This window comes from Streptomyces sp. NPDC001348 (assembly GCF_053597535.1).
The window spans coordinates 16,162-37,158 of sequence record NZ_JBSFIK010000021.1; the positions used below are offsets into that span (position 1 = coordinate 16,162).

The following is a 20,997-nucleotide window of genomic DNA, read 5'->3' on the forward strand; positions in this document are numbered from 1 at the left end:
GCCTCGGACCTGCGTGGCCGCCGGGGGAGAGGTGGGATCGGGCGGCGCGGATGCCCGCATACGGCGGCGGGCGGGCCCGTTCGGTGCCCGCCCGCCGCCGCACAGGGGTGGCTTCCGGTCAGTACGGCCAGATCGGCGGGTCGCTCACGAACGGTCCGCCGAGGTGGGTGTGGGCCGGGTTCTCCGGGTCGAGTTCGCCCTGCTCGGCGATGAGCTTCGCGGCGTACGGCTCGGAGTCGTCCCGCGGTTCGTAGCCGAGCGCACGCGCCGTGCTCAGGTCCCACCACAGGCGGGTGTTGGCGGACGAACCGTAGACCACGGTGTGGCCGACGTCCTCGGCGGTCAGCGCGGCGTGGAAGAGGCGGGCGCCGTCCGCCGGGCTCATCCACACCGAGAGCATGCGCACGTTGGTCGGCTCGGCGAAGCAGGAGCCGATGCGCACGGAGACGGTCTCCAGACCGTGCTTGTCCCAGTAGAGCTGCGCGAGGTCCTCGCCGAAGGCCTTCGACAGGCCGTAGAAGGTGTCCGGGCGGCGCGGTGTGTCGATCGGGATCAGCGCGTCCTGATCAAGAGGTGTGCGGCCCCGGGGCGCCGGGGTGAAGCCCACCGCGTGGTTGGAGGAGGCGAAGACGACGCGCCGCACGCCTTCCTGGCGGGCCGCCTCGTAGAGGTTGTAGGTGCCCTCGATGTTCGCCCTGAGGATTTTCTCGAACGGTGCCTCCAGGGAGATGCCCGCGAGGTGGAGGACCGCGTCGACACCCCGGACCGCCTCGTGCAGCGCCGCCTTGTCTGCGAGGTCGGCGACGACGGCCTCGGGCGCGTCCTCGATGGGGCGCACGTCGAACAGGCGCAGCTCGTAGCCGTACTGCGGGAGCAGGTCGCGCATCAGGGTGCCGAGCCCGCCTGCGGCGCCGGTGAGCAGAACGGTGCGAGGTGCGGGCATCCTGGGTCTCCTTGGCTCGAGCGGCGCTCCATGTCCGGCTACTTGTCCGGCATTCACATGCGTGGACACGTTAGGGAGCGGCGGCGCACCGGGTCAAGTGTGCCGTGGACTGCGGAAGTCCGCTCCTTTATTGCGCGTTTGCGCGCTTGACCCGCCTTGAGTGGGACCTTTAGCGTGGGCGCGTTCAGAAATATAGACGTCGATCAGAAGTATGCACCGACAGGGAGAGTCCGTGACGCCAGCCCCTCTCGCCGCTCGTCTCCGCGACCCCCGGGGGCCGCTGTTCTTCCCGGTCACCGCGTTCGGCCCGGACGGCTCCGTCGACCTCGAGGTCTACCGCACGCACGTGCGCCAGGGCGTCGAGGCGGGCGCCGCCGCCGTGTTCGCCTGCTGCGGCACCGGCGAGTTCCACGCCCTGCTGCCGGAGGAGTTCGAGGTCTGCGTACGGGCGGCCGTCGAGGCGGCCGAGGGGCGAGTACCGGTCATCGCGGGCGCCGGATACGGCACCGCGCTCGCCGTGCGGTACGCGGCACTGGCCCGGGCGGCCGGCGCCGACGGCCTGCTCGCCATGCCGCCCTATCTCGTCGTCCCCGGCCAGGAGGGGCTGCTGCGCCACTACCGGGAGATCGCCGCGGCCGCCGGGCTGCCCGTGATCGTCTACCAGCGCGACAACGCGGTGTTCACCCCCGCGACCGTCGCGGAACTGGCCCGGACCGAGGGGATCATCGGCTTCAAGGACGGCCTCGGCGACCTGGACCTGATGCAGCGGATCGTCAGCGCCGTCCGCACCGAGGTCCCCGGCGACTTCCTGTACTTCAACGGCCTGCCCACAGCCGAGCAGACCCAGCTCGCCTACCGAGGCATCGGCATCGGCCTGTACTCCTCCGCCGTGTTCTGCTTCGCGCCCGAGATCGCCCTCGCCTTCCACCGGGCCCTGGAGACGGGCGACGACGCCACCGCCCACCGCCTCCTGGACGGCTTCTACCGTCCGTTCGTCGAACTGCGCGCCCAGGGCCGTGGCTACGCCGTCGCCCTGGTCAAGGCGGCCGTACGGCTGCGCGGGCTGGACGTCGGGGAGGTGCGGTCCCCGCTGCACGAGCCGGCCGAGGATCATGTGAAACAGCTCGCTCAGCTGATCGAGCGCGGGTACGCACTGCTCGAGGAGGACGTGTGAAGGCGTCGACGTTCGTCTACCCCTGGGACGTCAACGGGGACCCGGAGGCGCCGGCGCGGATCGCCGCACTCGGCGTCGCGCAGGTGACCCTGGCCGCCGCCTACCACTCCACGCGCGCGCTGACCCCCCGTCACCCGCGCCACCGCATCGTCACCGCCGAGCACGCCGCCGTGCTCTACCCGCCGGGCGACCGCTGGACGGGCCGCACCCCGAGCCCGTACCCGGCGGGCGACTGGGCCCCCGGCGACGCCTACGGAGAGGCCGCCGACGCCCTCGCGGCGGCCGGTCTCGAGGTGCACACCTGGGTGGTCCTCGCCCACAACTCCCGCCTCGGCGCCGAGCACCCCGGCACGTCGGTCGTCAACGCGTACGGCGACCGGTACCCCTGGGCGCCCTGCATCGCCCAGCCCGCCACGCGCGCGTACCTGGTCGACCTGGCCGCCGAGGCCGCCGTACGGCCCGGGGCGCGGGGCACGGAGCTGGAGTCCCTCGGCTGGTACGGGCTGCAGCACCTGCACGCCCACGACAAGACCTCCGGGGTCGGCCTCGGGGACGCCGGCCACTACCTGATGGCGCTGTGCTTCTGCCCCGCCTGCCGCACGGGCTACGCGGGAGAAGGCCTGGACGCCGACGAGCTGGCGGCCTCGGTACGGGCCGCGCTGGAGCCCCTGTGGCGGGGCGCCGCGGACGACGGGGGCTGGGCGGGGGTGGAGAAGCTCCTCGGCGAGGAGACGGCGGCCGCCACGCGCGCGTGGCGCGACCGGACGGCCCGCACCCTCCAGGAGGACGCGGTCGCCGCCGTCCGCGCCGCCGCGCCCGACGGCTTCCAGGTGCTGCTGCACGCCGACCCGGTGCCCTACCACTGCGGCGCCAACCCGGGCGTGGACCCCGCGCACATCCTGTCCGTCGCGGACGGCGTGGTCGTCCCCTGCGCGGACGGCCCGGAACTGCTCGCACCGTTCGCCGAGCAGGGCCGCGAGGGCGCGGTGATCGCCGCCAACTTCCCCGTGGTCTCCGGCATGGGCGGCAGCCCCGGCACCCTCGCGGCGGACGCGGCGCGGGCGCGGGAGCTGGGGGCGACGGAACTGCGGCTCTATCACGCCGGGTTGGCGTCGGACGGGGACCTCGCGGCGGTGCGGGAGGCACTGCGCTGAGCCAGTGACCCGGCGGTGGCGAGCAGCGCGCCGCCGAGGAGCACCAGCGGCAGCCGGTGGTCGACGAGTCCGACGAGGGCGGCCCCGACGGCCAGGCCGGCCACGTTGGGCGTGAACATCAGTGTGTCGGCGGTCGCGGTCGCCCGTCCCAGGGCGTCGGCCGGGATCTCCCGCTGTACGGCGGTGTAGGCCGCGATCAGCACACAGGGCAGCCCCAGCCCGCCCGCCGCGCTGCACGCCAGCACCACCGCGTCGTACGGCAGCGCCCGCGCGGCCACCGCAACCGCCGTCAGCGCGATGCCGTACGCCGCGAACCGGCGCTCACCGAACCGGCGCAGCGCCGGCCCGGAGACCAGCCCGACCGCGACCGACCCGACTCCCTGGACGGCGTACAGCACGCCCATGTAGGCGGGGGAGTGGCCGAGGGCGTCCACGACGGCGTAGTTCAGGCTGCTGCCGAGCGCGGTGAGGCACATGGTCGTCCCGCCCGCCAGGACGAGCGGACGGAGCGTGGTGCGGGCCCACAGAAGACGGGCCCCTTCGACGGTCCGCCGCCACCAGCCGTCGCCGCCGGCCGGCCCCGGGTGCTCCTCGCGGACCCGGAGCAACGCGCACAGTCCCGCCGCCAGCACGAACGTCCCGGCGTCCAGCATCGCGACGCTCGGCCCGCCGTACGCCGTGTACAGAGCGGCGCCGGTCAGCGGGGCGACCAGTTTCGTCCCCTCGCGGGCGGTCATCCGCAGCCCGTTGAAATCGCCTAGCAGGGCGGGGTCGACGGCGGTGGCGACGAGGGCCGAGTTGGCCGCGTCCTCGACGACTCCCGCCGCGCCGTAGCAGACGAGGACGGTGAGCAGCAGGGGGACGGAGGAGGGTGAGTCGACGGTCCAGAGGGGGAGCAGGAGCCCGGCGAGACCGAGATTCACCCGGATCAGAAGGGGTTTGCGGCGGAACCGGTCGGCGAGGGTGCCGAGAGCCGGTCCGGCGAGGGTGGGGGCCCAGAGGGCGGCGGTGCACAGGGCGGCGAGGCCGTTGGATCCGGTGAGGTCCTTGACCCAGACGCCCGAAACGAGCCAGAGCGCGGAGGTGCCGAAACCGGACACCACGACGCCGGTGAGGTAGAGGGCCGCGTTGCGGTCACGGAGCAGGCGGGTCACGGTCCAGGAGGTGGTCATGCCTGGTCATCGTGGGTCTAAGGCCGACCCGCGAGCATCGGGCAGGTGCCCTAGAAACTCCCCGGGCCACCGATGAGTTTCGCCGCCCCGCCCGGTCCACCCTCCGTACCGGTACCGCACGCCCGAAGGAGCAAGCCATGACCGACACGATCCTCGACCTCGGCCCGCAGACCCTGGTCGTGGCGCGGCTCGCCGAGGCGGTGACCGACGAGCAGCTCTCGGCCGCCACGCCCTGCCCGGACTACGCGGTGCGCCATCTGCTGGGCCACCTGGTGGGTCTCGCCGCCGCCTTCCGGGACGCCGCCCGCAAGGACCTCGGTGCCACCACCGACACCAGCCCGAACGCGGCCGTGCCGGACATCGGCCCCGGCTGGCGCGAGGAGCTGCCCAAGGTGTTCGACGAACTCGCCGGGGTCTGGCGCGACCCGGACGCCTGGACCGGCACGACCCGCGCGGGCGGCGTGGACCTGCCCGGCGCGGTCGCGGGAGCCGTCGCCGTCGACGAGCTGGTCGTCCACGGCTGGGACCTGGCCCGCGCCACTGGCCAGGAGTACGTCCCCGACCCGGCCGCGCTGGAGGCGTCGTACGGCTTCCTCCGCGCCGCGGCCGAGGCCCCGGACCGTCCCGCCGTCTTCGGCCCGGTCGTGCCCGTCCCGGACGGCGCACCGCTGCTGGACCGGACGGTGGGGCTGAGCGGACGTGACCCGGGGTGGCGCCCGTAGGGCCTGTCCGACAATTCCCGCCTGCCGCGCGGCGTCTGGCAGGCCCTGTCCGGGCGCAAACAGGACCAGGCGACCGTAGATCGGCGCAAACGGCAGGCGGGCCGGGGCCCTGCGACCGTACTCTCCCCACCATGCCCCTCAGCCTCACGGTTCTCGGCACCGCCTCCCCGCACCCCGGCCCCGGCCGCCCCTGCTCCGGGTACCTGCTGCGCGGCGGGGGCGCCGAGGTGTGGCTGGACGCGGGCACCGGAACCTTCGCGGAGTTGCAGCGGCACACGGATCCGGCGCGGCTCACGGCGATCTGGATATCGCATCTGCACGCCGACCACAGTGCCGACCTGATCGCCGCCGCCTACGCCTTCGCCTTCGGCGGGCTCACCCCGCCGGCCCCCATCCCGGTGTACGCGCCGCAGGACTGCGCCCGCCGCCTCGCGGGCTTCTTCGGCCGGCCGGACGTGAAGTGGCTGAGCCACGTCCTGGACTTCCGCCCCCTGTACGACGAGCACGTCGTCCGGCACTGGAACCTCCGCCTCACCACCCGCGCCGTCGTCCACGGCACCGAGGCGTACGGGCTGCGCGCCGAGAGTCAGGGGAGCGTCCTGGCGTACTCGGGCGACAGCGGCCCCTGTGACGCGCTCACCGGACTCGCCGCCCGCGCGGACCTGTTCCTGTGCGAGGCGGACATCGACGAGCATCGCGATGGCGAACAGGTCCATCTGACGCCGGAGGACGCGGGGCGCGTCGCCCGGGCGGCGGGTGTGCAGGAGTTGCTGGTCACCCACGTCGGGCCGGCGCTCTCCCGGGAGACGGCGACCGCGCGCGCCGCCGTGGTCGCCGGCCGGCCCACCGACACCGCCCGCGAGGGTGAGACGCGAACCGTCTGACCCTCCTGCCCCGGCAACCCCGGCTTCCTCTGCCGGAAGCATTGACGAAACACGTGCGCCCTCCTACCTTCGTCGCGTCGTACTTCGTACGTCATATATGAGACGCGATACACGACATCGGATACGCGATACCCGAGAGGCCCGCATGACCTCTGTGCCCACGCCGATCCCCTCCCGCACGCAGTACGTGCTGGAAGGGATCAAACACCGCATCCTGACCGGGCAGCTGACACCCGGTCAGGCCCTGGTCGAGACCGAGCTCGCCGCGCAGTTCGGGGTGTCCAAGACCCCGGTGCGCGAGGCGCTCAAGACGCTGGCCGGGACCGGGCTGGTGGTGATGAGCCAGTACAAGGGCGTCACGGTGCGCATGGTGGACGCGGACATGGCGAGCGAGGTCTACGACGTACGGCTGCTGCTCGAACCGGAGGCCCTGAGACGTGCCGTGCGCCGGGGGGCGTCCCTCGACGACGCCCGCGACGCCCTGAACCGGGCCGACGCGGCCACCGACACCGCCGAACGCTCCCTGGCCAACCGGGAGTTCCACCGCGCGCTGTACCTGCCGTGCGGCAACCCGCTGCTCGGCCGGATGCTCGACGAGGTCCGTGACCAGGCCGCCCTGGTCTCGGCCGTCGCCTGGGCCGCCGACCCCTCCTGGGAGCGGGAGGCCGACGAGCACCGGGAGATCCTCCGGCTGGCCCTGGCCGGTGACGCGGACGGCGCGGCGGCCGCCCTGCACGCGCACATCGCGTCGTTCGTGCGGCGCGCGTTCCCCCACGCCCACGAAGAGGAAGGCCAGGAATGAGCGCGACGTTCGAGACCCAGCGGGCCGCTCTGGCCGACGTGGTGGCGATCCCGGTGACCCCGTTCGCCGCGGACGGCAGCGTCGACCGGGACGCCCACCGGGCCCTGCTGCGTCGTCTGCTCGACGGCGGCGTCACCACGCTCACCCCCAATGGCAACACCGGCGAGTTCTACGCCCTCAGCCCCGAGGAGCGCCGTCTCGTCACCGAGCTGACCCTGGAGGAGGCCGGGGAGCGCACCGTCGTCCTGGTGGGCGTCGGGCACGACGTGCCGACCGCCGTCGCCTCCGCCCGGCACGCGGCCGAGCGCGGCGCGCAGATGGTGATGGTGCACCAGCCCGTCCACCCCTACGTCTCCCAGTCCGGCTGGGTCGACTACCACCGGGTCATCGCCGAGGCCGTCCCCGAGCTGGGCGTGGTCCCGTACATCCGCAACGCCCAGCTCACCGGCGCCCGCCTGGCCGAGCTCGCCGACGCCTGCCCGAACGTGATCGGCGTGAAGTACGCGGTCCCGGACGCGGCGAGGTTCGCCGCGTTCGCCCGGGACGCGGGCCTGGACCGTTTCGTGTGGGTGGCGGGTCTGGCCGAGCCGTACGCCCCCTCGTACTTCTCCGCGGGTGCCACCGGCTTCACCTCGGGGCTGGTGAACGTCGCCCCGGCCGTTTCGCTGAACATGATCGAAGCGCTTCGATCCGGTGACTACCCGGCCGCGATGAAGGTCTGGGAGCAGATCCGCCGCTTCGAGGAACTGCGCGCCGCGAACGGCTCCGCCAACAACGTCACCGTCGTCAAGGAGGCCCTCGCCTCCCTCGGGCTGTGCCGCCGGGACGTCCGCCCGCCGAGCAGGCCGCTGCCCGAGGACGAACGCGCCGAGGTCGCCGCCATCGCCGCGGGGTGGGCCATATGAGGAAGCCGGACACCAGGCAGCCGGAGGAGCTCAGGAGCCACCAGTGGTACGGCACCGACGGACTGCGCTCCTTCAGCCACCGGGCCCGCACCCGGCAACTCGGCTACCTGCCCGAGGAGCACCTGGGCAAGCCAGTCATCGCGATCCTCAACACCTGGTCCGACATCAATCCATGTCATGTGCACCTAAGGGACCGGGCGCAGGCCGTCAAACGGGGCGTGTGGCAGGCGGGCGGCTTCCCCCTCGAGTTCCCGGTCTCCACCCTCAGCGAGACCTTCCAGAAGCCGACCCCCATGCTCTACCGCAACATGCTCTCGATGGAGACCGAGGAACTGCTGCGGTCCTACCCGGTCGACGGTGCCGTCCTCATGGGCGGCTGCGACAAGTCCACGCCCGCCCTGCTCATGGGCGCCGCGAGCGTCGACCTGCCCACCGTCTTCGTGCCCGCCGGGCCGATGCTCCCCGGGCACTGGCGGGGCGAGGTACTCGGCTCCGGCACCGACATGTGGAAGTACTGGGACGACAAGCGCGCCGGCCTCATCGGCGACTGCGAGATGACCGAGCTGGAGAGCGGCCTCGCCCGCTCGCCCGGCCACTGCATGACCATGGGCACCGCGTCCACGCTGACCGCCGCCGCGGAAGCGCTCGGCGTGACCGTGCCGGGCGCGTCCAGCATCCCCGCCGTGGACTCCGGGCACGACCGGATGGCCGCCGCGTCCGGTCTGCGGATCGTCGAACTGGTCCACAGGGACCGCAAGCTGTCCGACATCCTCACCCGTGAGGCCTTCGAGGACGCGGTGACCACCGTGCTCGGCCTCGGCGGTTCCACCAACGCCGTGATCCATCTGATCGCCATGGCCGGACGCGCCGGGACCCGCCTCACCCTCGACGACTTCGACCGCATCGCCCGCACCGTCCCGGTCCTGGCCAACGTCCGCCCCGGCGGACGGACGTACCTCATGGAGGACTTCCACTTCGCCGGCGGCCTGCCCGGATTCCTCTCCCGCATCCCCGACCTGCTCCACCTCGACCGGCCGACCGTCTCCCACGACACTCTGCGCGAGCAGATCGCCGGCGCCCAGGTGCACGACGACGACGTCATCCGCACCCGGGACAATCCGGTCGCCGGGGAGGGCGGGGTCGCGGTGCTGCGCGGCAATCTCTGCCCGGACGGCGCGGTCATCAAGCACATCGCCGCCGAGCCGCACCTGCTCAAGCACACCGGTCCCGCGGTCGTCTTCGACGACTACCGGACCATGCAGCGGACCATCAACGACCCCGCCCTCGGCATCACCGCCGACAGTGTGCTCGTCCTGCGCAACGCCGGACCCAAGGGCGGCCCCGGCATGCCCGAGTACGGGATGCTGCCCATCCCCGACCACCTGCTCAAGCAGGGTGTGCGCGACATGGTGCGGATCTCCGACGCCCGGATGAGCGGGACGAGTTACGGCGCCTGCGTGCTGCACGTCGCGCCCGAGTCCTACGTCGGCGGCCCGCTCGCGCTGGTCCGCAGCGGGGACCTGATCACCCTGGACGTCGAGGCGCGCACCCTGCGGCTCGACGTGGACGACGAGGAACTCCAGCGGCGCAGGGCGCGGTGGACGCCACCGCCCACCCGCTACGAGCGCGGTTACGGCGCGCTCTACAACGACCAGGTCACCCAGGCCGACACCGGCTGCGACTTCGAGTTCCTCGCCCGCCCGGGCAAGGTCGCGGACCCGTACGCGGGCTGACCACCCGCCGAGGCCCCCGGCCCGGCCCCCGCACACGAGTGCACGGAAAGAAAGCGCTTCACCCGCACGAGACCGCACGACGCACCAGAACGGAGAAGAGTCATGGCCCAAGCCGCAGCCGTGGCGAAACCGCCCGCGCCACCCCGGCGGCGCCGTGCCTCCGCGACGCCGCGCAGGCTCCCGTACCTGCTGATCGCCCCGGCGGCCCTGCTCATGCTGGGCTTCATCGCCTACCCGGTCATCAGCGTCTTCTACTACAGCCTGCAGAACTACAACCCCACCAAGCCGTGGCGGAACGGATTCGCGGGCCTCGACAACTTCACCCAGGCCTTCGCGCACGACCCCCAGTTCTGGGACACGCTCACCTTCAGCGCGAAGTGGGTCGTCGTCGAGGTCGGACTCCAGCTGCTCTGCGGTCTTGCCCTGGCCCTGATCGTCAACCAGAGCTTCGCCGGACGGGCACTGGGCCGCGCCCTGGTCTTCTCCCCGTGGGCCGTCTCGGGCGTGCTGACCTCCGCGATCTGGGTGCTGCTCTACAACTCCCAGACCGGCATCACCCGTTACCTCGCCGACATGGGAATCGGCTCCTACGGCACCAGCTGGCTGTCGGACACCTCGACCGTCTTCCCGGCGGCGGTCGTCGCCGACCTGTGGCGCGGCGTCCCGTTCTTCGCGATCCTGATCCTCGCCGACCTCCAGTCCGTCTCCAAGGACCTGTACGAGGCCGCCGAGGTCGACGGCGCCGGCCGCCTCAAGCAGTTCTGGCACATCACACTGCCCCATCTGAAGGACGCCATCGTCCTGTCCACGCTGCTGCGCGCGGTGTGGGAGTTCAACAACGTCGACCTGCTCTACACCCTGACCGGCGGCGGCCCCGCGGGCGAGACCACGACACTCCCGCTCTACATCGCCAACACCAGCGTCGACGCCCACAACTTCGGCTACGCGTCCGCTCTGACCACGGTCGCGTTCGTGATCCTGCTCTTCTGCTCGATCGTCTATCTGCGGCTGAGCAAGTTCGGAGGTGACCAGAAGTGATCACCGAGATCGCGCCCGCACCCGAGCGTGCGGCACCCGAACCGGCCCGGTCACGCGGGAAGCGCCGCGCATGGGACGAGGTCCCCCGCTGGCAGATCTACGTCCCGCTGTCGGTCTACCTGCTCTTCACCCTGATCCCGTTCTACTGGATCCTGCTCTTCGCCCTGCGCCCGGCCGGCTCGACCTCGCTGGTGCCCTGGCCGGTCACCTTCGACCACTTCCAGAAGGTGTGGACCGAGCGAAGCTTCGGCACGTACTTCCAGAACAGCGTCCTGGTCGGCATCGCCACCCTGTTCCTGACCACGGTCGTGGCGCTGGCCGGCGGCTACGCCCTGGCCCGCTTCGACTTCAGGATCAAGCGCGTGTTCATGCTGGCCCTGCTGTGCTCCCAGTTCGTCCCCGGCGCGCTGCTGCTGGTGCCGCTGTTCCAGATCTTCGCCAAGCTCCAGATGATCAACTCGCTCGGCAGTGTCGTCCTCGCCGAGACCGTCTTCCAGCTGCCCCTGTCGATGATTCTGATCAGCGGCTTCATCCGGAACGTGCCCTACTCCCTGGAGGAGGCCGCCTGGGTGGACGGCTGCAACCGCTTCACCGCGTTCCGCATCGTGGTCCTGCCGCTGCTGCGCCCGGGGCTGATCGCCGTCGGCTCCTTCGCGTTCGTGCACGCCTGGAACCACTTCCTGTTCGCCCTGATGTTCCTGTCCGACCAGAGCAAGCAGACCATCCCGGTCGGCCTCAACACCCTGATGAGCGCGGACAGCGTCGACCTGGGCGCGCTGGCCGCGGGCGGCATCGTCGCGGCCGTACCGGTGGTGATCGTGTTCGCCTTCATCCAGAAGTGGCTGATCACCGGCTTCAGTGCGGGAGCGGTGAAGGGATGAGACCCCGGCAGGTCACCTTCGGTACGGAGACAGGGAGGATTCGTCCATGAGCACAACCGTACCGATCGTTCTGGCCGGCGCGCGCGGCCACGGCCGCTGGCACCTCGGCAACATCCTCCGGCTCCAGGCGAAGGGAGTCGTCCGGCTGGCCGGGATCTGCGAACTGACCCCGCTGGCCGAGGAGGAGATCCCGGAGGGCCTCGGCACACCGGAGCAGTCCGCCGACCTGGGGGCGCTCCTCGACTCCACCGGCGCCCGGATCGCCGTGATCTGCACTCCGATCCCCACCCACACCGACCTGGCGCTGACCGCCGCCGATCGGGGTGTGCACGTCCTGCTGGAGAAGCCGCCCGCGCCGTCCTACGCCGAGTTCCGGCGCATGGCCGACGGGGTCGCGAAGGCCTCGACCGGCTGTCAGATCGGGTTCCAGTCGTTGGGTTCGCACGCCGTGCCCGCGATCCGCCGGATGATCGCCGAAGGCGCGGTCGGCGAGGTCAGAGGGGTCGGTGCCGCCGGGGCCTGGGCCCGCGACGAGGCCTACTACCGGCGGGCGCCCTGGGCAGGCAAGCGCCGGCTGAACGGCGACGACGTGATCGACGGGGTCCTCACCAACCCCCTCGCCCACGCCGTCGCCACCAGCCTCGCCGTTCTCGGCACGACCCGTGCCGAGGACGTCACCGGCATCGAGACCGAACTGCTGCGCGCCAACGACATCGAGTCCGACGACACCTCCTGCGTCCGGGTGACCACCGCGCTCGGCCCGGTCACCGTCGCCGCGACCCTGTGCGCCGAGCAACCGGGGGAGCCGTACGTCCTGGTGCACGGCTCCACCGGCCGGATCACCTACTGGTACAAGCAGGACCGCGTGCTGCTCCAGCGGGCGGGCCACGGGCCCGAGGAGACCGAGTACGACCGCACCGACCTGCTGGAGAACCTCGTCGACCATCTCACCACCGGCGCCGACCTGCTGGTGGAACCCGAGTCGACCGGCGCCTTCATGAAGGTCGTCGAAGCGATCAGGCTGGCCGACGACCCGGCCGCCCTGCCCGCCGGCGCCTGGCGTCTGCTCCCGGACGAGAACCGCCGGGTCGTGCCCGGCATCGACGCTCTGGTCGCGGCCGCCGCGGACACCCTCGCCCTCTACTCCGAACTGGGCGCTTCCTGGGCCCCACCGAAAGAGGAGAGCACCTGATGACGACCAACGACACCCCGGTCCTGCGGGTCGCGGGCCGCCCGGTCGGCCGCTACGTCCCCCGTCCCGAGCTGCCGGCCCGGCTCTCCCCGCGCCCGTATCTGCACCCCGTCACCACCCTGGCCGGCACGGCGGTCACCGAACTCAGCCCCGCCGACCACACACACCACCTCGGCGTCGGTGTCGCCGTTCCCGACGTCGAGGGGCACAACTTCTGGGGCGGGCGCACCTTCGTCCGCGACCGGGGCCCGACCGAGCTGGACGACCACGGCACCCAGCGCCACGCGTCCTTCCAGCTCCGCGACCCCGACGGCTTCGTCGAGGAACTGCGCTGGATCGCCGCGGGAACCGAGTTACTCCGCGAACGCCGTATCGTCGCGGCGACCGAACTCACCGACTCCGCCTGGGCGCTCGACTTCACCTTCTCCCTCACCAACGTCACCCCCGGCCCGCTGTCCATCGGCAGCCCGGCCACCAACGGGCGCCCCGGCGCCGCCTACGGCGGCTTCTTCTGGCGGGCCCGCAAGGAGGCCGCCGCCCCGGAGGTCTTCACCGCCGACCGCGAGGGCGAGCGGGCGGTGCACGGCGGCCGCGCCGGCTGGGTCGCCCTGGCGGGCGCCGGCTGGACGCTGGTCTTCGCGGGGGCCACCAAGGACACCCGGCGAGACCCCTGGTTCGTCCGCGCCGCCGAATACCCGGGGGTGGGCTCCTCGCTGGCGTCCGACGAGCGGTTGCCGCTCCCGCCCGGCGAGACCGTCGTACGGCGGATCGTCACGGTCGTCGCCGACGGCCGCCTCGACCGGCAGGACGCGGCGGCGCTGGTGCGCAAGGCGGTGAGCCAGTGACCCAGGGGACGTACCGCAACCCGGTCCTGAACGCCGACTGGTCGGACCCGGACGTCGTCCGCGTCGGCGACGACTTCTACCTCACCGCCTCCAGCTTCGGCCGCGCCCCCGGTCTGCCACTGCTGCACTCACGCGACCTGGTCCACTGGACCCTCGTCGGCCACGCCCTCGAACGACTTGAGCCGGCGGACGAGTTCGCGGCGCCCCGGCACGACCGCGGGGTCTGGGCTCCGTCGATCAGACATCACGACGACCGGTTCTGGATCTTCTGGGGCGACCCCGACCAGGGCGTCTTCCAGGTCAACGCGCCGGACGTCAGGGGCCCTTGGACGCCCCCGCACCTGCTGAAGGAGGGAAAGGGACTGATCGACCCGTGCCCGCTGTGGGACGACGAGACCGGTGAGGCCTACCTCGTGCACGCCTGGGCCAGATCCCGCGCCGGCGTCAACAACCGCCTCACCGGCCACCGCATGCACCCCGACGGCACCACCCTGCTCGACGAGGGCAAGGTGATCGTCGACGGTGACCGCATCCCCGGCTGGTTCACCCTGGAGGGCCCCAAGCTCTACCGGCACGACGGCTGGTTCTGGATCCTCGCGCCGGCCGGCGGGGTGGAGACCGGCTGGCAGGGCGCCTTCCGCTCGCGCGGCTTCTTCGGACCGTACGAGGAGAGGATCGTCCTGGAGCAGAAGGACACCGACGTCAACGGGCCGCACCAGGGCGGCTGGGTGCGCACCCCGACCGGCGAGGACTGGTTCCTGCACTTCCAGCAGCGGGGCGCGTACGGCAGGGTCGTCCACCTGCAGCCGATGCGCTGGACGGAGACCGGCTGGCCGGTGATCGGGGACGAGGGCGCCCCCGTCGCCGTCCACCGCAGGCCCGACCTGCCTGCGCAGCCGCCCGCCGCGCCCGCCACCGACGACGACTTCCCCGGCGGACGGTACGGCCGCCAGTGGCAGTGGACCGCCAACCCCCGGGACGGCTGGGCCACCCAGCACTCCGCCGACGGGTTGCGGCTGACCTGCGTACGCTCGGCCGACGCCCACGACCTGCGCACACTGCCGAACGTACTCACCCAGCGGCTGCCCGGCGCACCGTGCGCGGCCGAGGTCGGGCTGCGGTTGGACGGCACCGGGCCGGGGGCGCGGGCCGGACTGGCGGTGCTCGGCGACGCCTTCGGCTGGATCGGGCTGGAGCGGGCGGCGGACGGGACGGTCCGGCTCGTGCACCGGTTCGCCGAGACCGCGGCGGTGACGGAGCGGGACGCCGAGCACCCGCGCCCCGCGCCCGAGGGGCGGGCCCGGCTGCGGATCGAGACCGGGCCGGGCGCACGCTGCCGCTTCGCCGCCGACACCGGGGACGGCTTCCGTCCCTCCGGTCCGGTCTTCACCGCCACGCCCTGGCGCTGGGTCGGCGCTCTGCTCGGCCTGTTCGCCGTCGCGCCCGAAGGGCCCGGGCACGCCGGAACGGCGGCCTTCACCCGATTCCGGATCGACCCCCTTTGACCCATCCGTACGCCTGTCGGGAGCCGCAATGACGCACCTCCGTAGCAAGCGCTTGCCATCCGCTCATGACCTCACCTCCCCCTCGAATCCGGAAGCAGAGAAGAGCAGACCGATGAAGAGCAGCATCCGCAGAAGCAGGCGCGCCGCCACGGCCGTCGCCCTGGGCTCCGTGCTCACGCTGGCCGCCACCGCCTGCGGTGACGACGGCAGCGGCGGCGCGGGCGGCAAGGGCGACGAGGGCTCCGGCAAGGGCACGATCACCTTCTGGGACAACAACGGAGGTGTCCGGACCGACATCTGGAAGCAGATCATCGCCGACTTCGAGCACAAGTACCCCGACATCAAGGTCAAGTACGTCGGTATCCCGGCGGCCGGCGCCCAGTCCAAGTACGACACCGCCATCCAGGGCGGCGGGCTGCCGGACGTCGGCGGTGTGGGCACGGCGATGCTCGCCGAGGTCGGGGCCCAGGGCGCGCTGGAGCCGCTGGACGGCCGGCTCGAGGGGAGCCCGCTGAACGGAAAGCTGAGCCGGAACCTGATCGACGTCAGCAAGGCGGCGGGCGGCGGGAACACGCTGTACCAGGTGCCGACCTCCGCGAACAACGGCACGCTGTGGTACCGGACCGACCTGTTCAAGAAGGCCGGCCTGGACGCGCCGACCACCTGGTCGAAGTTCTACGCGGCCGCCGACAAGCTCACGAACAAGGGCAAGAACCAGTTCGGCTTCACCATCCGCGGCGGCGAGGGCGCCATCGCGCCGGCCCTCGACGCGGTGTACGGCCAGACCGGGATCACGTCGTTCTGGAACGGCGACAGGACCACCGTCAACGACCCCAAGAACGTGGCCGCCCTCGAGAAGTACGTCGCGCTCTACAAGAAGGACACCCCGTCCGCCGACGTGAACAACGACTTCACGAAGATGGTCGCCCAGTGGGACAGCGGCACGATCGGCATGCTGAGCCACAACCTGGGCTCGTACCAGGACCATCTGAAGGCGCTGGGCAAGGACAGGTTCCGGGGCATTCCCAACCCCACGCTGGACGACGGCACCCGGGTGCAGGTGTCCAACCCGGTGGACGGGCTGAGCCTGTTCAAGTCCAGCAAGAACAAGGCGGCCGCCTGGAAGTTCATCGAGTTCGCCGTCTCCGCCGCGGAGAACTCCAAGTTCAACGAGTCGGCGGGGCAGGTCCCGGCGAACACCGACGCGGCCAAGGACGCGTGGATCCAGCGGGCCGAGCCGACGAAACTGGCGGCCGAGGCGCTGAACGGGGCCGGCACGAAGATCGTGCAGCTGCCGTACTACCTGCCGGACTGGAACACGATCTCCAAGACGGACAACGAGCCGAACTTCCAGAAGCTGCTGCTCGGGAAGATGAGCGCGAAGGAGTTCCTGGACACGCTGGCCGACCAGCTGAACAAGGCGCAGGCCGACTGGAAGAGCCACCACTGAGCTCGGGTGGTTTCCGTTGTGGGCGCGGCTGAGTGCCGTTGTGGCTGGTCGCGCCCACGCGGCGGAGCCGCATATCGATGCGGCCCCGCGCCCCTACGTAGGTTTCCCTCCCCCTGTTGAAAGGTGCACCTTCGTGTCCCTTACGCGCAGACAGGTAACACTGGCGGCGCTCGCCGCCCTCCCGCTCGGCCTCGACGCCACCGGCACCGCCCGGGCCGCCCCTCACCGTCGTACGGTCTACATCGCCGGTGACTCCACCGCCGCCCAGAAGTACGCCGACGCCGCCCCCGAGACGGGGTGGGGCATGGCGCTCCCCTTCTTTCTCGGGAAAGAGGTCCAGGTCGCCAACCGCGCTGTGAACGGGCGGAGTTCGAAGAGCTTCGTCGACGAGGGCCGGCTCGACGCGATCCTCGCGGAGATCCGGCCGCACGATCTGCTGATCATCCAGTTCGCGCACAACGACGAGAAGTCCGCCGATCCCACCCGCTACACCGAGCCCTGGAGCACGTACCAGGACTATCTGCGGCTCTACGTCGACGGGGCGCGGGCCAAGGGCGCCCGGCCCGTTCTCGCCACCCCCGCCGAACGGAGGAAGTTCGACGCCGACGGCAACGCGGTGCCGACCCACGGCGACTATCCGGCGGCGATGCGCGCGCTCGCCCAGGAGGAGCGCGTGCCGCTGCTCGACATCGAGGCGTTGTCGCTGGCGCTGTGGCAGAAGCTGGGGGTCGAGGCGACGAAGACGTACTTCAACTGGACGGCCACCGAGCAGGACAACACGCACTTCAACCCGCCGGGGGCCATCGCCGTGGCCCGGCTCGTGGCGCAGGAGCTGCTGCGCACCCGGGTGCTGGCCCGGCACGACGTCGTCCGGCTGCACGAGGACATTCCGACCTCCTGGATCACCTGGCCACCCGCAAGCTGAGGAGACCCGCACAGTGCGCACACAGAAATGTCATGGACGTGTCATAACTACCCTTGTCGGCTGCGCCGCCCTCGGGCTCTCCGTCACCGGCACCGCCTCCGCCCAGCCCCGGCACCCGGACCCCGCCCACCAGACCCTCGCGGCGAACGACGGCTGGGCCGCCCACGGCACCGGCACCACCGGCGGCGCCGCCGCCGACTCCGCACACGTCTACACCGTCACCACCTGGGACGCCTTCAAGGCCGCCCTCGCCGACGGCGGCACGGCACCCAAGATCATCAAGGTGAAGGGCACGATCGACGCCGACGGCCCGAGCTGTGCGTCGTTCGCGGTGCCGGGCTACGACTTCGACGCCTACCTGAAGAAGTACGACCCGGCCGTGTGGGGCCGCGACAGGACCCTGGACGCCGAGCCCGACGACAGCCCCGAGGGCCTGCGCCGGGCCTCCGCCGCCCACCAGGACGCGTACATCAAGGCGGACGTCCCGGCCAACACCACCATCATCGGCGTCGGCGAGAACGCCGGCTTCAAGGGCGCGAGCCTGCAGATCAAGGGCGTGGACAACGTCATCGTCCGCAACCTGGGCTTCGAGAGCCCCCTCGACTGCTTCCCGCAGTGGGACCCGACCGACACGGCCGACGGCAACTGGAACTCCGAGTACGACAGCGCCGTGATCTACGGGTCCACCCATGTGTGGATGGACCACGACACCTTCACCGACGGCGACCACCCGGACAGCACCCTCCCGCACTACTTCGGGCGGATCTACGAGCAGCACGACGGCGAACTCGACATCGTCAAGGGCGCCGACTACGTCACCGCCTCCTGGAACGTCTTCGCCGACCACGACAAGACGATCCTGATCGGCAACAGCGACAGCGCCTCGACGGCCGCCGTGGACCGCGGCCACCTCAAGGTGACCTTCCACCACAACCTGTTCTCGAACCTGGTCGAGCGCGCCCCGCGCGTCCGCTTCGGACAGGTCGACTCCTACAACAACCACTTCGTCGCGGGCGACGGCTACTCCTACAGCTACGGCATCGGCATGGAGTCCCAACTGGTCGCCGAACACAACGCGTTCACCCTGCCCGCGGGGGCCGACGCGGGGCACGTGCTGAAGAAGTGGAAGGAGGCACCGGTCACCGCCGACGACAACTACGTCAACGGCACCCTGACCGACCTGATCGCGGTGCACAACGCCCAGGTCCCGGGCGAGGTCCTGCAGTCCGGCGCGGGCTGGACGCCGACCCTGCGGACGAAGGTCGACGCGGCGAAGGCGGTGCCCTGCATCGTCGACCGCAACGCGGGCGCCGGCCACCTGCGCTGACGCACCCTCACGCGCCCCGGGCCGGGGCGCCCGCCCCGGCCCACCCCTCCCCATGAGCCGCACTGCGAAGGAGCATCCGCATGCCCTCGCCCCAGCACCGCCCGGCACCCCTGTCCAGAAGGGGCTTCCTCGCGGCGAGCGCCGCCGCCGCGCTCGGCCTCGCGACCGCCGTCCCCGCGCACGCGCACGCCACCGGCGGCCGGCGCCCCTTCGGCCGGTACGGATCACCGGCCCGCCGCCTCACACCGACCACCCTGTACGTCGACCCGCACGGCCGCGGCGACTTCACCGGTGTCCAGACCGCCGTGACCGCCGCGACCGGCACCGGCTGGACCCTGGTCCTCGCCCCGGGCACCTACCGGGAGACCGTCGCCCTCGACGCCACCCGCACCGAGGCGACCTGGATCGGAGCCTCGGAGGACCCCCGCGACGTGGTGATCGTCCACGACAACGCCAACGGAACGCCGAAGCCGGACGGCTCCGGCACGTACGGCACCACCGGCTCGGCCACCACCCTCGTCCAGGCCGACGGCTTCACCGCCCGCTGGATCACCTTCGCCAACGACTGGCTGCGCGCCGACCATCCCGACATCACCGGCACCCAGGCGGTCGCCATCAAGGTGCAGGGCGACCGCAGCGCGTTCACCCACTGCCGGTTCCTCGGCCACCAGGACACCCTGTACGCCGACTCGACGGCGCTCGGCACCTTCGCCCGGCAGTACTACGCCCACTGCTACATCGAGGGCGACGTCGACTTCGTCTTCGGCCGGGCGACGGCCGTGTACGAGCACTGCCACTTCCGCACCCTGAACCGCACCGACCTGGCGGCGGCCCCGTACGGTTTCGTCTTCGCCCCCTCCACGGCCCGCGCCAACCCCCGCGGCTACCTGGTGACACGCGGCCGCGTCAGCAGCGAGGCCCCCGACGGCTACTACAAGCTGGCCCGTCCCTGGGTCCCGGGTTCCGACCCCACCGCCCGCCCGATGCTGACCGTGCGCGACACCTGGCTCGGTCCCGGCATCGACGCGGCGACGCCGTACACCGACATGTCGGCCGCCTACCCCTGGCAGAGCCAGCGCTTCGCCGAGTACCGCGACACCGGCCCGGGCGCGGAGATCACCCTCCCGGACAACCGCCCCCAACTCACCGCCGAGCAGGCCCGGTCGGCGACCCGGGAGACCTACCTCGGCGACTGGACGCCGTGGAAGAAGTGCTGACGGCATGCGCAGACGCACCGTTCCCAGAGACTGAGCGGGAGTGAGTCCTGGTGCCAGGACTCGTGCTCTCGTTGCCGTACCGCTTGCCCGACTCGCCATCGGCCGGACAGAACCAGCGTGCGGCCTCGCACCGGCTGCGCCACTCGGCCTCGCCCAGGTGGGCGGCGTCCAGGTTGTGCCGGGCGCGCAGCAGCTTCTTACCGCCGCGCACCACTGGCACACGCCCGGCCTGCCACTTCGCGCGTTCATGTTCCAGCCGGTTTTCGAGCAGGTGCAGGCGCCGGGACTTGGCGAACCACTCCCTCTTCGAGCGATAACCGCCCGCCCGCCCGGTCGGCCGCCCGAGCCCTTGGCCCCGATGGGCAACGACAGCCGGTACGCGATCGCGTCCACACCTGCCTGGAGGTGCTGGAGGTGGGCGAGCTGACCGCGTCGGGCCGGCGCCCACTGGTCGTGTGTGGCCTTGGTGATGCTGCCCGCCCAGCGTGAGGAGGACTCACCGGTGAGAGCCCGCTTGCGCCGCGCCCACCCGTCACTGTCATGGTCCAGGCCCGCCGCACAACGGGCCTACAGATCCCGGCAGGCCAGAGAGCCGAGCAGGTCACCGACCAGACGCAGCACCTCCTCGTCCCGCCCGGTCAGCCCCTTCAGGCTGTCACGGACCGCTACCCCGGACGGGCCCGGCACCACGAACGAAGCCGCCACCACGCGCAACCCGCTCATCGCCCCCCCCTCGCGCGGCTCGAAGATCCGTCACCGCACCCAACGAACACCACCCGCAAAGGTCACGCATTCGACGCAAGAACTCCCGTTCCCCACTCAGGCGCACCTGCATGATCCGTCCCAGACACTCACTCATGCACACCACAACGCGCCCAAGCACTGTCACGAGGCAGCAGTTCACAACCCCGAAGCCGGACGGCTCGGGCACCTACGGCACCGCGGGCCCGGCCACCTTCGCCTCGGCGGCACCCGGTCTGACGGTCCGCGACGTGACGATCGCCAACGACTGGCGGGTTCGGGGATCAGGGACGCCAGTCGCCGAGGCAGGCCGCCGGGATGTGCGACCCCTCGACGACGTCCCTGACGACGGGGAGCACCACCATCGGCGCCACGACGAACCGACGG

Annotated in this window: 19 protein-coding genes and 2 pseudogenes; 17 read left to right on the top strand and 4 right to left on the bottom strand. The window is 71.8% G+C overall.

Translation table 11 applies throughout. The features are described 5' to 3' along the window. Positions 1-118: 118 nt before the first annotated feature. Positions 119-943, bottom strand: a complete 825-nt coding sequence (locus tag ACWC21_RS22195; RefSeq protein WP_450884386.1) for an NAD-dependent epimerase/dehydratase family protein — start codon at positions 941-943, stop codon at positions 119-121. Between the two features lie 232 nt (positions 944-1,175). Here ACWC21_RS22195 and ACWC21_RS22200 point away from each other — a divergent pair, with 232 nt between their 5' ends. Then, positions 1,176-2,117 (top strand): 5-dehydro-4-deoxyglucarate dehydratase, encoded by a 942-nt coding sequence (locus tag ACWC21_RS22200; RefSeq protein WP_450884388.1) that lies wholly within the window; start codon positions 1,176-1,178, stop codon positions 2,115-2,117. After that, positions 2,114-3,271 (top strand): hypothetical protein, encoded by a 1,158-nt coding sequence (locus ACWC21_RS22205; RefSeq protein ID WP_450884390.1) that lies wholly within the window; start codon positions 2,114-2,116, stop codon positions 3,269-3,271. Before ACWC21_RS22200 ends, ACWC21_RS22205 begins: the two co-directional genes overlap by 4 nt. On the opposite strand, the gene ACWC21_RS22210 is transcribed toward ACWC21_RS22205, so the two are convergent. Beyond that, complete coding sequence (locus ACWC21_RS22210; protein ID WP_450884392.1) at positions 3,214-4,443, bottom strand: MFS transporter; 1,230 nt, start codon at positions 4,441-4,443, stop codon at positions 3,214-3,216. The two genes, ACWC21_RS22205 and ACWC21_RS22210, sit on opposite strands and share 58 nt — an antisense overlap. A 137-nt stretch (positions 4,444-4,580) precedes the next feature. On the opposite strand from ACWC21_RS22210, the gene ACWC21_RS22215 reads away from it, so the two are divergent. The 14 genes from ACWC21_RS22215 to ACWC21_RS22280 all read left to right on the top strand — a co-directional run bounded on the left by ACWC21_RS22215 (position 4,581) and on the right by ACWC21_RS22280 (position 19,869). Next, on the top strand, positions 4,581-5,165 hold the full coding sequence (locus tag ACWC21_RS22215) for a TIGR03086 family metal-binding protein (RefSeq protein ID WP_450884394.1): 585 nt from the start codon (positions 4,581-4,583) through the stop codon (positions 5,163-5,165). 131 nt (positions 5,166-5,296) lie between these two features. Next, entirely contained in the window at positions 5,297-6,049 is a 753-nt protein-coding gene (locus ACWC21_RS22220) for an MBL fold metallo-hydrolase (RefSeq protein WP_450884396.1), read from the top strand. A 145-nt stretch (positions 6,050-6,194) separates the two neighbouring features. After that, positions 6,195-6,851: a GntR family transcriptional regulator gene (locus tag ACWC21_RS22225; protein WP_450884398.1), complete on the top strand. Its 657-nt coding sequence runs from the start codon at positions 6,195-6,197 to the stop codon at positions 6,849-6,851. Beyond that, on the top strand, positions 6,848-7,756 hold the full coding sequence (locus ACWC21_RS22230) for a dihydrodipicolinate synthase family protein (protein WP_450884400.1): 909 nt from the start codon (positions 6,848-6,850) through the stop codon (positions 7,754-7,756). The genes ACWC21_RS22225 and ACWC21_RS22230 overlap by 4 nt, the downstream gene beginning before the upstream one ends. Further along, positions 7,753-9,489: an L-arabinonate dehydratase gene (gene araD / locus ACWC21_RS22235; protein ID WP_450884402.1), complete on the top strand. Its 1,737-nt coding sequence runs from the start codon at positions 7,753-7,755 to the stop codon at positions 9,487-9,489. Before ACWC21_RS22230 ends, araD begins: the two co-directional genes overlap by 4 nt. Before the next feature lie 102 nt (positions 9,490-9,591). Then, positions 9,592-10,527: a carbohydrate ABC transporter permease gene (locus tag ACWC21_RS22240; RefSeq protein ID WP_450884404.1), complete on the top strand. Its 936-nt coding sequence runs from the start codon at positions 9,592-9,594 to the stop codon at positions 10,525-10,527. Next, entirely contained in the window at positions 10,524-11,408 is an 885-nt protein-coding gene (locus ACWC21_RS22245) for a carbohydrate ABC transporter permease (RefSeq protein WP_450884406.1), read from the top strand. The genes ACWC21_RS22240 and ACWC21_RS22245 overlap by 4 nt, the downstream gene beginning before the upstream one ends. Positions 11,409-11,454: 46 nt before the next feature. Continuing rightward, on the top strand, positions 11,455-12,600 hold the full coding sequence (locus tag ACWC21_RS22250; RefSeq protein WP_450884408.1) for a Gfo/Idh/MocA family protein: 1,146 nt from the start codon (positions 11,455-11,457) through the stop codon (positions 12,598-12,600). Then, a complete protein-coding gene (locus tag ACWC21_RS22255; protein WP_450884410.1) occupies positions 12,600-13,445 on the top strand; it encodes a DUF6807 domain-containing protein in 846 nt (281 codons plus the stop codon). The genes ACWC21_RS22250 and ACWC21_RS22255 overlap by 1 nt, the downstream gene beginning before the upstream one ends. After that, positions 13,442-14,950, top strand: coding sequence for a family 43 glycosylhydrolase (locus ACWC21_RS22260; protein WP_450884412.1), 1,509 nt, complete (start codon positions 13,442-13,444; stop codon positions 14,948-14,950). Before ACWC21_RS22255 ends, ACWC21_RS22260 begins: the two co-directional genes overlap by 4 nt. A gap of 112 nt (positions 14,951-15,062) precedes the next feature. Then, positions 15,063-16,400: an ABC transporter substrate-binding protein gene (locus ACWC21_RS22265; RefSeq protein WP_450884414.1), complete on the top strand. Its 1,338-nt coding sequence runs from the start codon at positions 15,063-15,065 to the stop codon at positions 16,398-16,400. Between the two features lie 133 nt (positions 16,401-16,533). Next, positions 16,534-17,325, top strand: coding sequence for a rhamnogalacturonan acetylesterase (locus ACWC21_RS22270; RefSeq protein ID WP_450884416.1), 792 nt, complete (start codon positions 16,534-16,536; stop codon positions 17,323-17,325). Between the two features lie 13 nt (positions 17,326-17,338). Further along, positions 17,339-18,652, top strand: coding sequence for a pectate lyase family protein (locus ACWC21_RS22275; RefSeq protein WP_450884418.1), 1,314 nt, complete (start codon positions 17,339-17,341; stop codon positions 18,650-18,652). An 80-nt stretch (positions 18,653-18,732) separates the two neighbouring features. Then, the gene (locus tag ACWC21_RS22280) at positions 18,733-19,869 is read left to right on the top strand and encodes a pectinesterase family protein (RefSeq protein WP_450884420.1); all 1,137 of its coding nucleotides are present in this window, start codon (positions 18,733-18,735) and stop codon (positions 19,867-19,869) included. Positions 19,870-19,933: 64 nt separating this feature from the next. Here ACWC21_RS22280 and ACWC21_RS22285 read toward each other — a convergent pair. Beyond that, positions 19,934-20,418: pseudogene (locus tag ACWC21_RS22285) on the bottom strand (IS200/IS605 family accessory protein TnpB-related protein); the annotation flags it as partial. Positions 20,419-20,436: 18 nt separating this feature from the next. Next, a complete protein-coding gene (locus ACWC21_RS22290; protein WP_450884422.1) occupies positions 20,437-20,592 on the bottom strand; it encodes a hypothetical protein in 156 nt (51 codons plus the stop codon). Between the two features lie 182 nt (positions 20,593-20,774). On the opposite strand from ACWC21_RS22290, the pseudogene ACWC21_RS22295 reads away from it, so the two are divergent. Then, positions 20,775-20,882: pseudogene (locus ACWC21_RS22295) on the top strand (pectinesterase family protein); the annotation flags it as partial. Positions 20,883-20,997: the final 115 nt, after the last annotated feature.

What these genes read in the sequence shown, in the direction of transcription:
- ACWC21_RS22215 (WP_450884394.1), top strand. Translation starts at nt 4,581, where the DNA reads ATGACCGACACGATCCTCGACCTCGGCCCGCAGACCCTGGTCGTGGCG.
- ACWC21_RS22225 (WP_450884398.1), top strand. Translation starts at nt 6,195, where the DNA reads ATGACCTCTGTGCCCACGCCGATCCCCTCCCGCACGCAGTACGTGCTG.
- araD (WP_450884402.1), top strand. Translation starts at nt 7,753, where the DNA reads ATGAGGAAGCCGGACACCAGGCAGCCGGAGGAGCTCAGGAGCCACCAG.
- ACWC21_RS22280 (WP_450884420.1), top strand. Translation starts at nt 18,733, where the DNA reads ATGCCCTCGCCCCAGCACCGCCCGGCACCCCTGTCCAGAAGGGGCTTC.
- ACWC21_RS22240 (WP_450884404.1), top strand. Translation starts at nt 9,592, where the DNA reads ATGGCCCAAGCCGCAGCCGTGGCGAAACCGCCCGCGCCACCCCGGCGG.
- ACWC21_RS22255 (WP_450884410.1), top strand. Translation starts at nt 12,600, where the DNA reads ATGACGACCAACGACACCCCGGTCCTGCGGGTCGCGGGCCGCCCGGTC.
- ACWC21_RS22195 (WP_450884386.1), bottom strand. Translation starts at nt 943, where the DNA reads ATGCCCGCACCTCGCACCGTTCTGCTCACCGGCGCCGCAGGCGGGCTC.
- ACWC21_RS22210 (WP_450884392.1), bottom strand. Translation starts at nt 4,443, where the DNA reads ATGACCACCTCCTGGACCGTGACCCGCCTGCTCCGTGACCGCAACGCG.
- ACWC21_RS22290 (WP_450884422.1), bottom strand. Translation starts at nt 20,592, where the DNA reads ATGAGCGGGTTGCGCGTGGTGGCGGCTTCGTTCGTGGTGCCGGGCCCG.
- ACWC21_RS22230 (WP_450884400.1), top strand. Translation starts at nt 6,848, where the DNA reads ATGAGCGCGACGTTCGAGACCCAGCGGGCCGCTCTGGCCGACGTGGTG.
- ACWC21_RS22250 (WP_450884408.1), top strand. Translation starts at nt 11,455, where the DNA reads ATGAGCACAACCGTACCGATCGTTCTGGCCGGCGCGCGCGGCCACGGC.
- ACWC21_RS22220 (WP_450884396.1), top strand. Translation starts at nt 5,297, where the DNA reads ATGCCCCTCAGCCTCACGGTTCTCGGCACCGCCTCCCCGCACCCCGGC.
- ACWC21_RS22265 (WP_450884414.1), top strand. Translation starts at nt 15,063, where the DNA reads ATGAAGAGCAGCATCCGCAGAAGCAGGCGCGCCGCCACGGCCGTCGCC.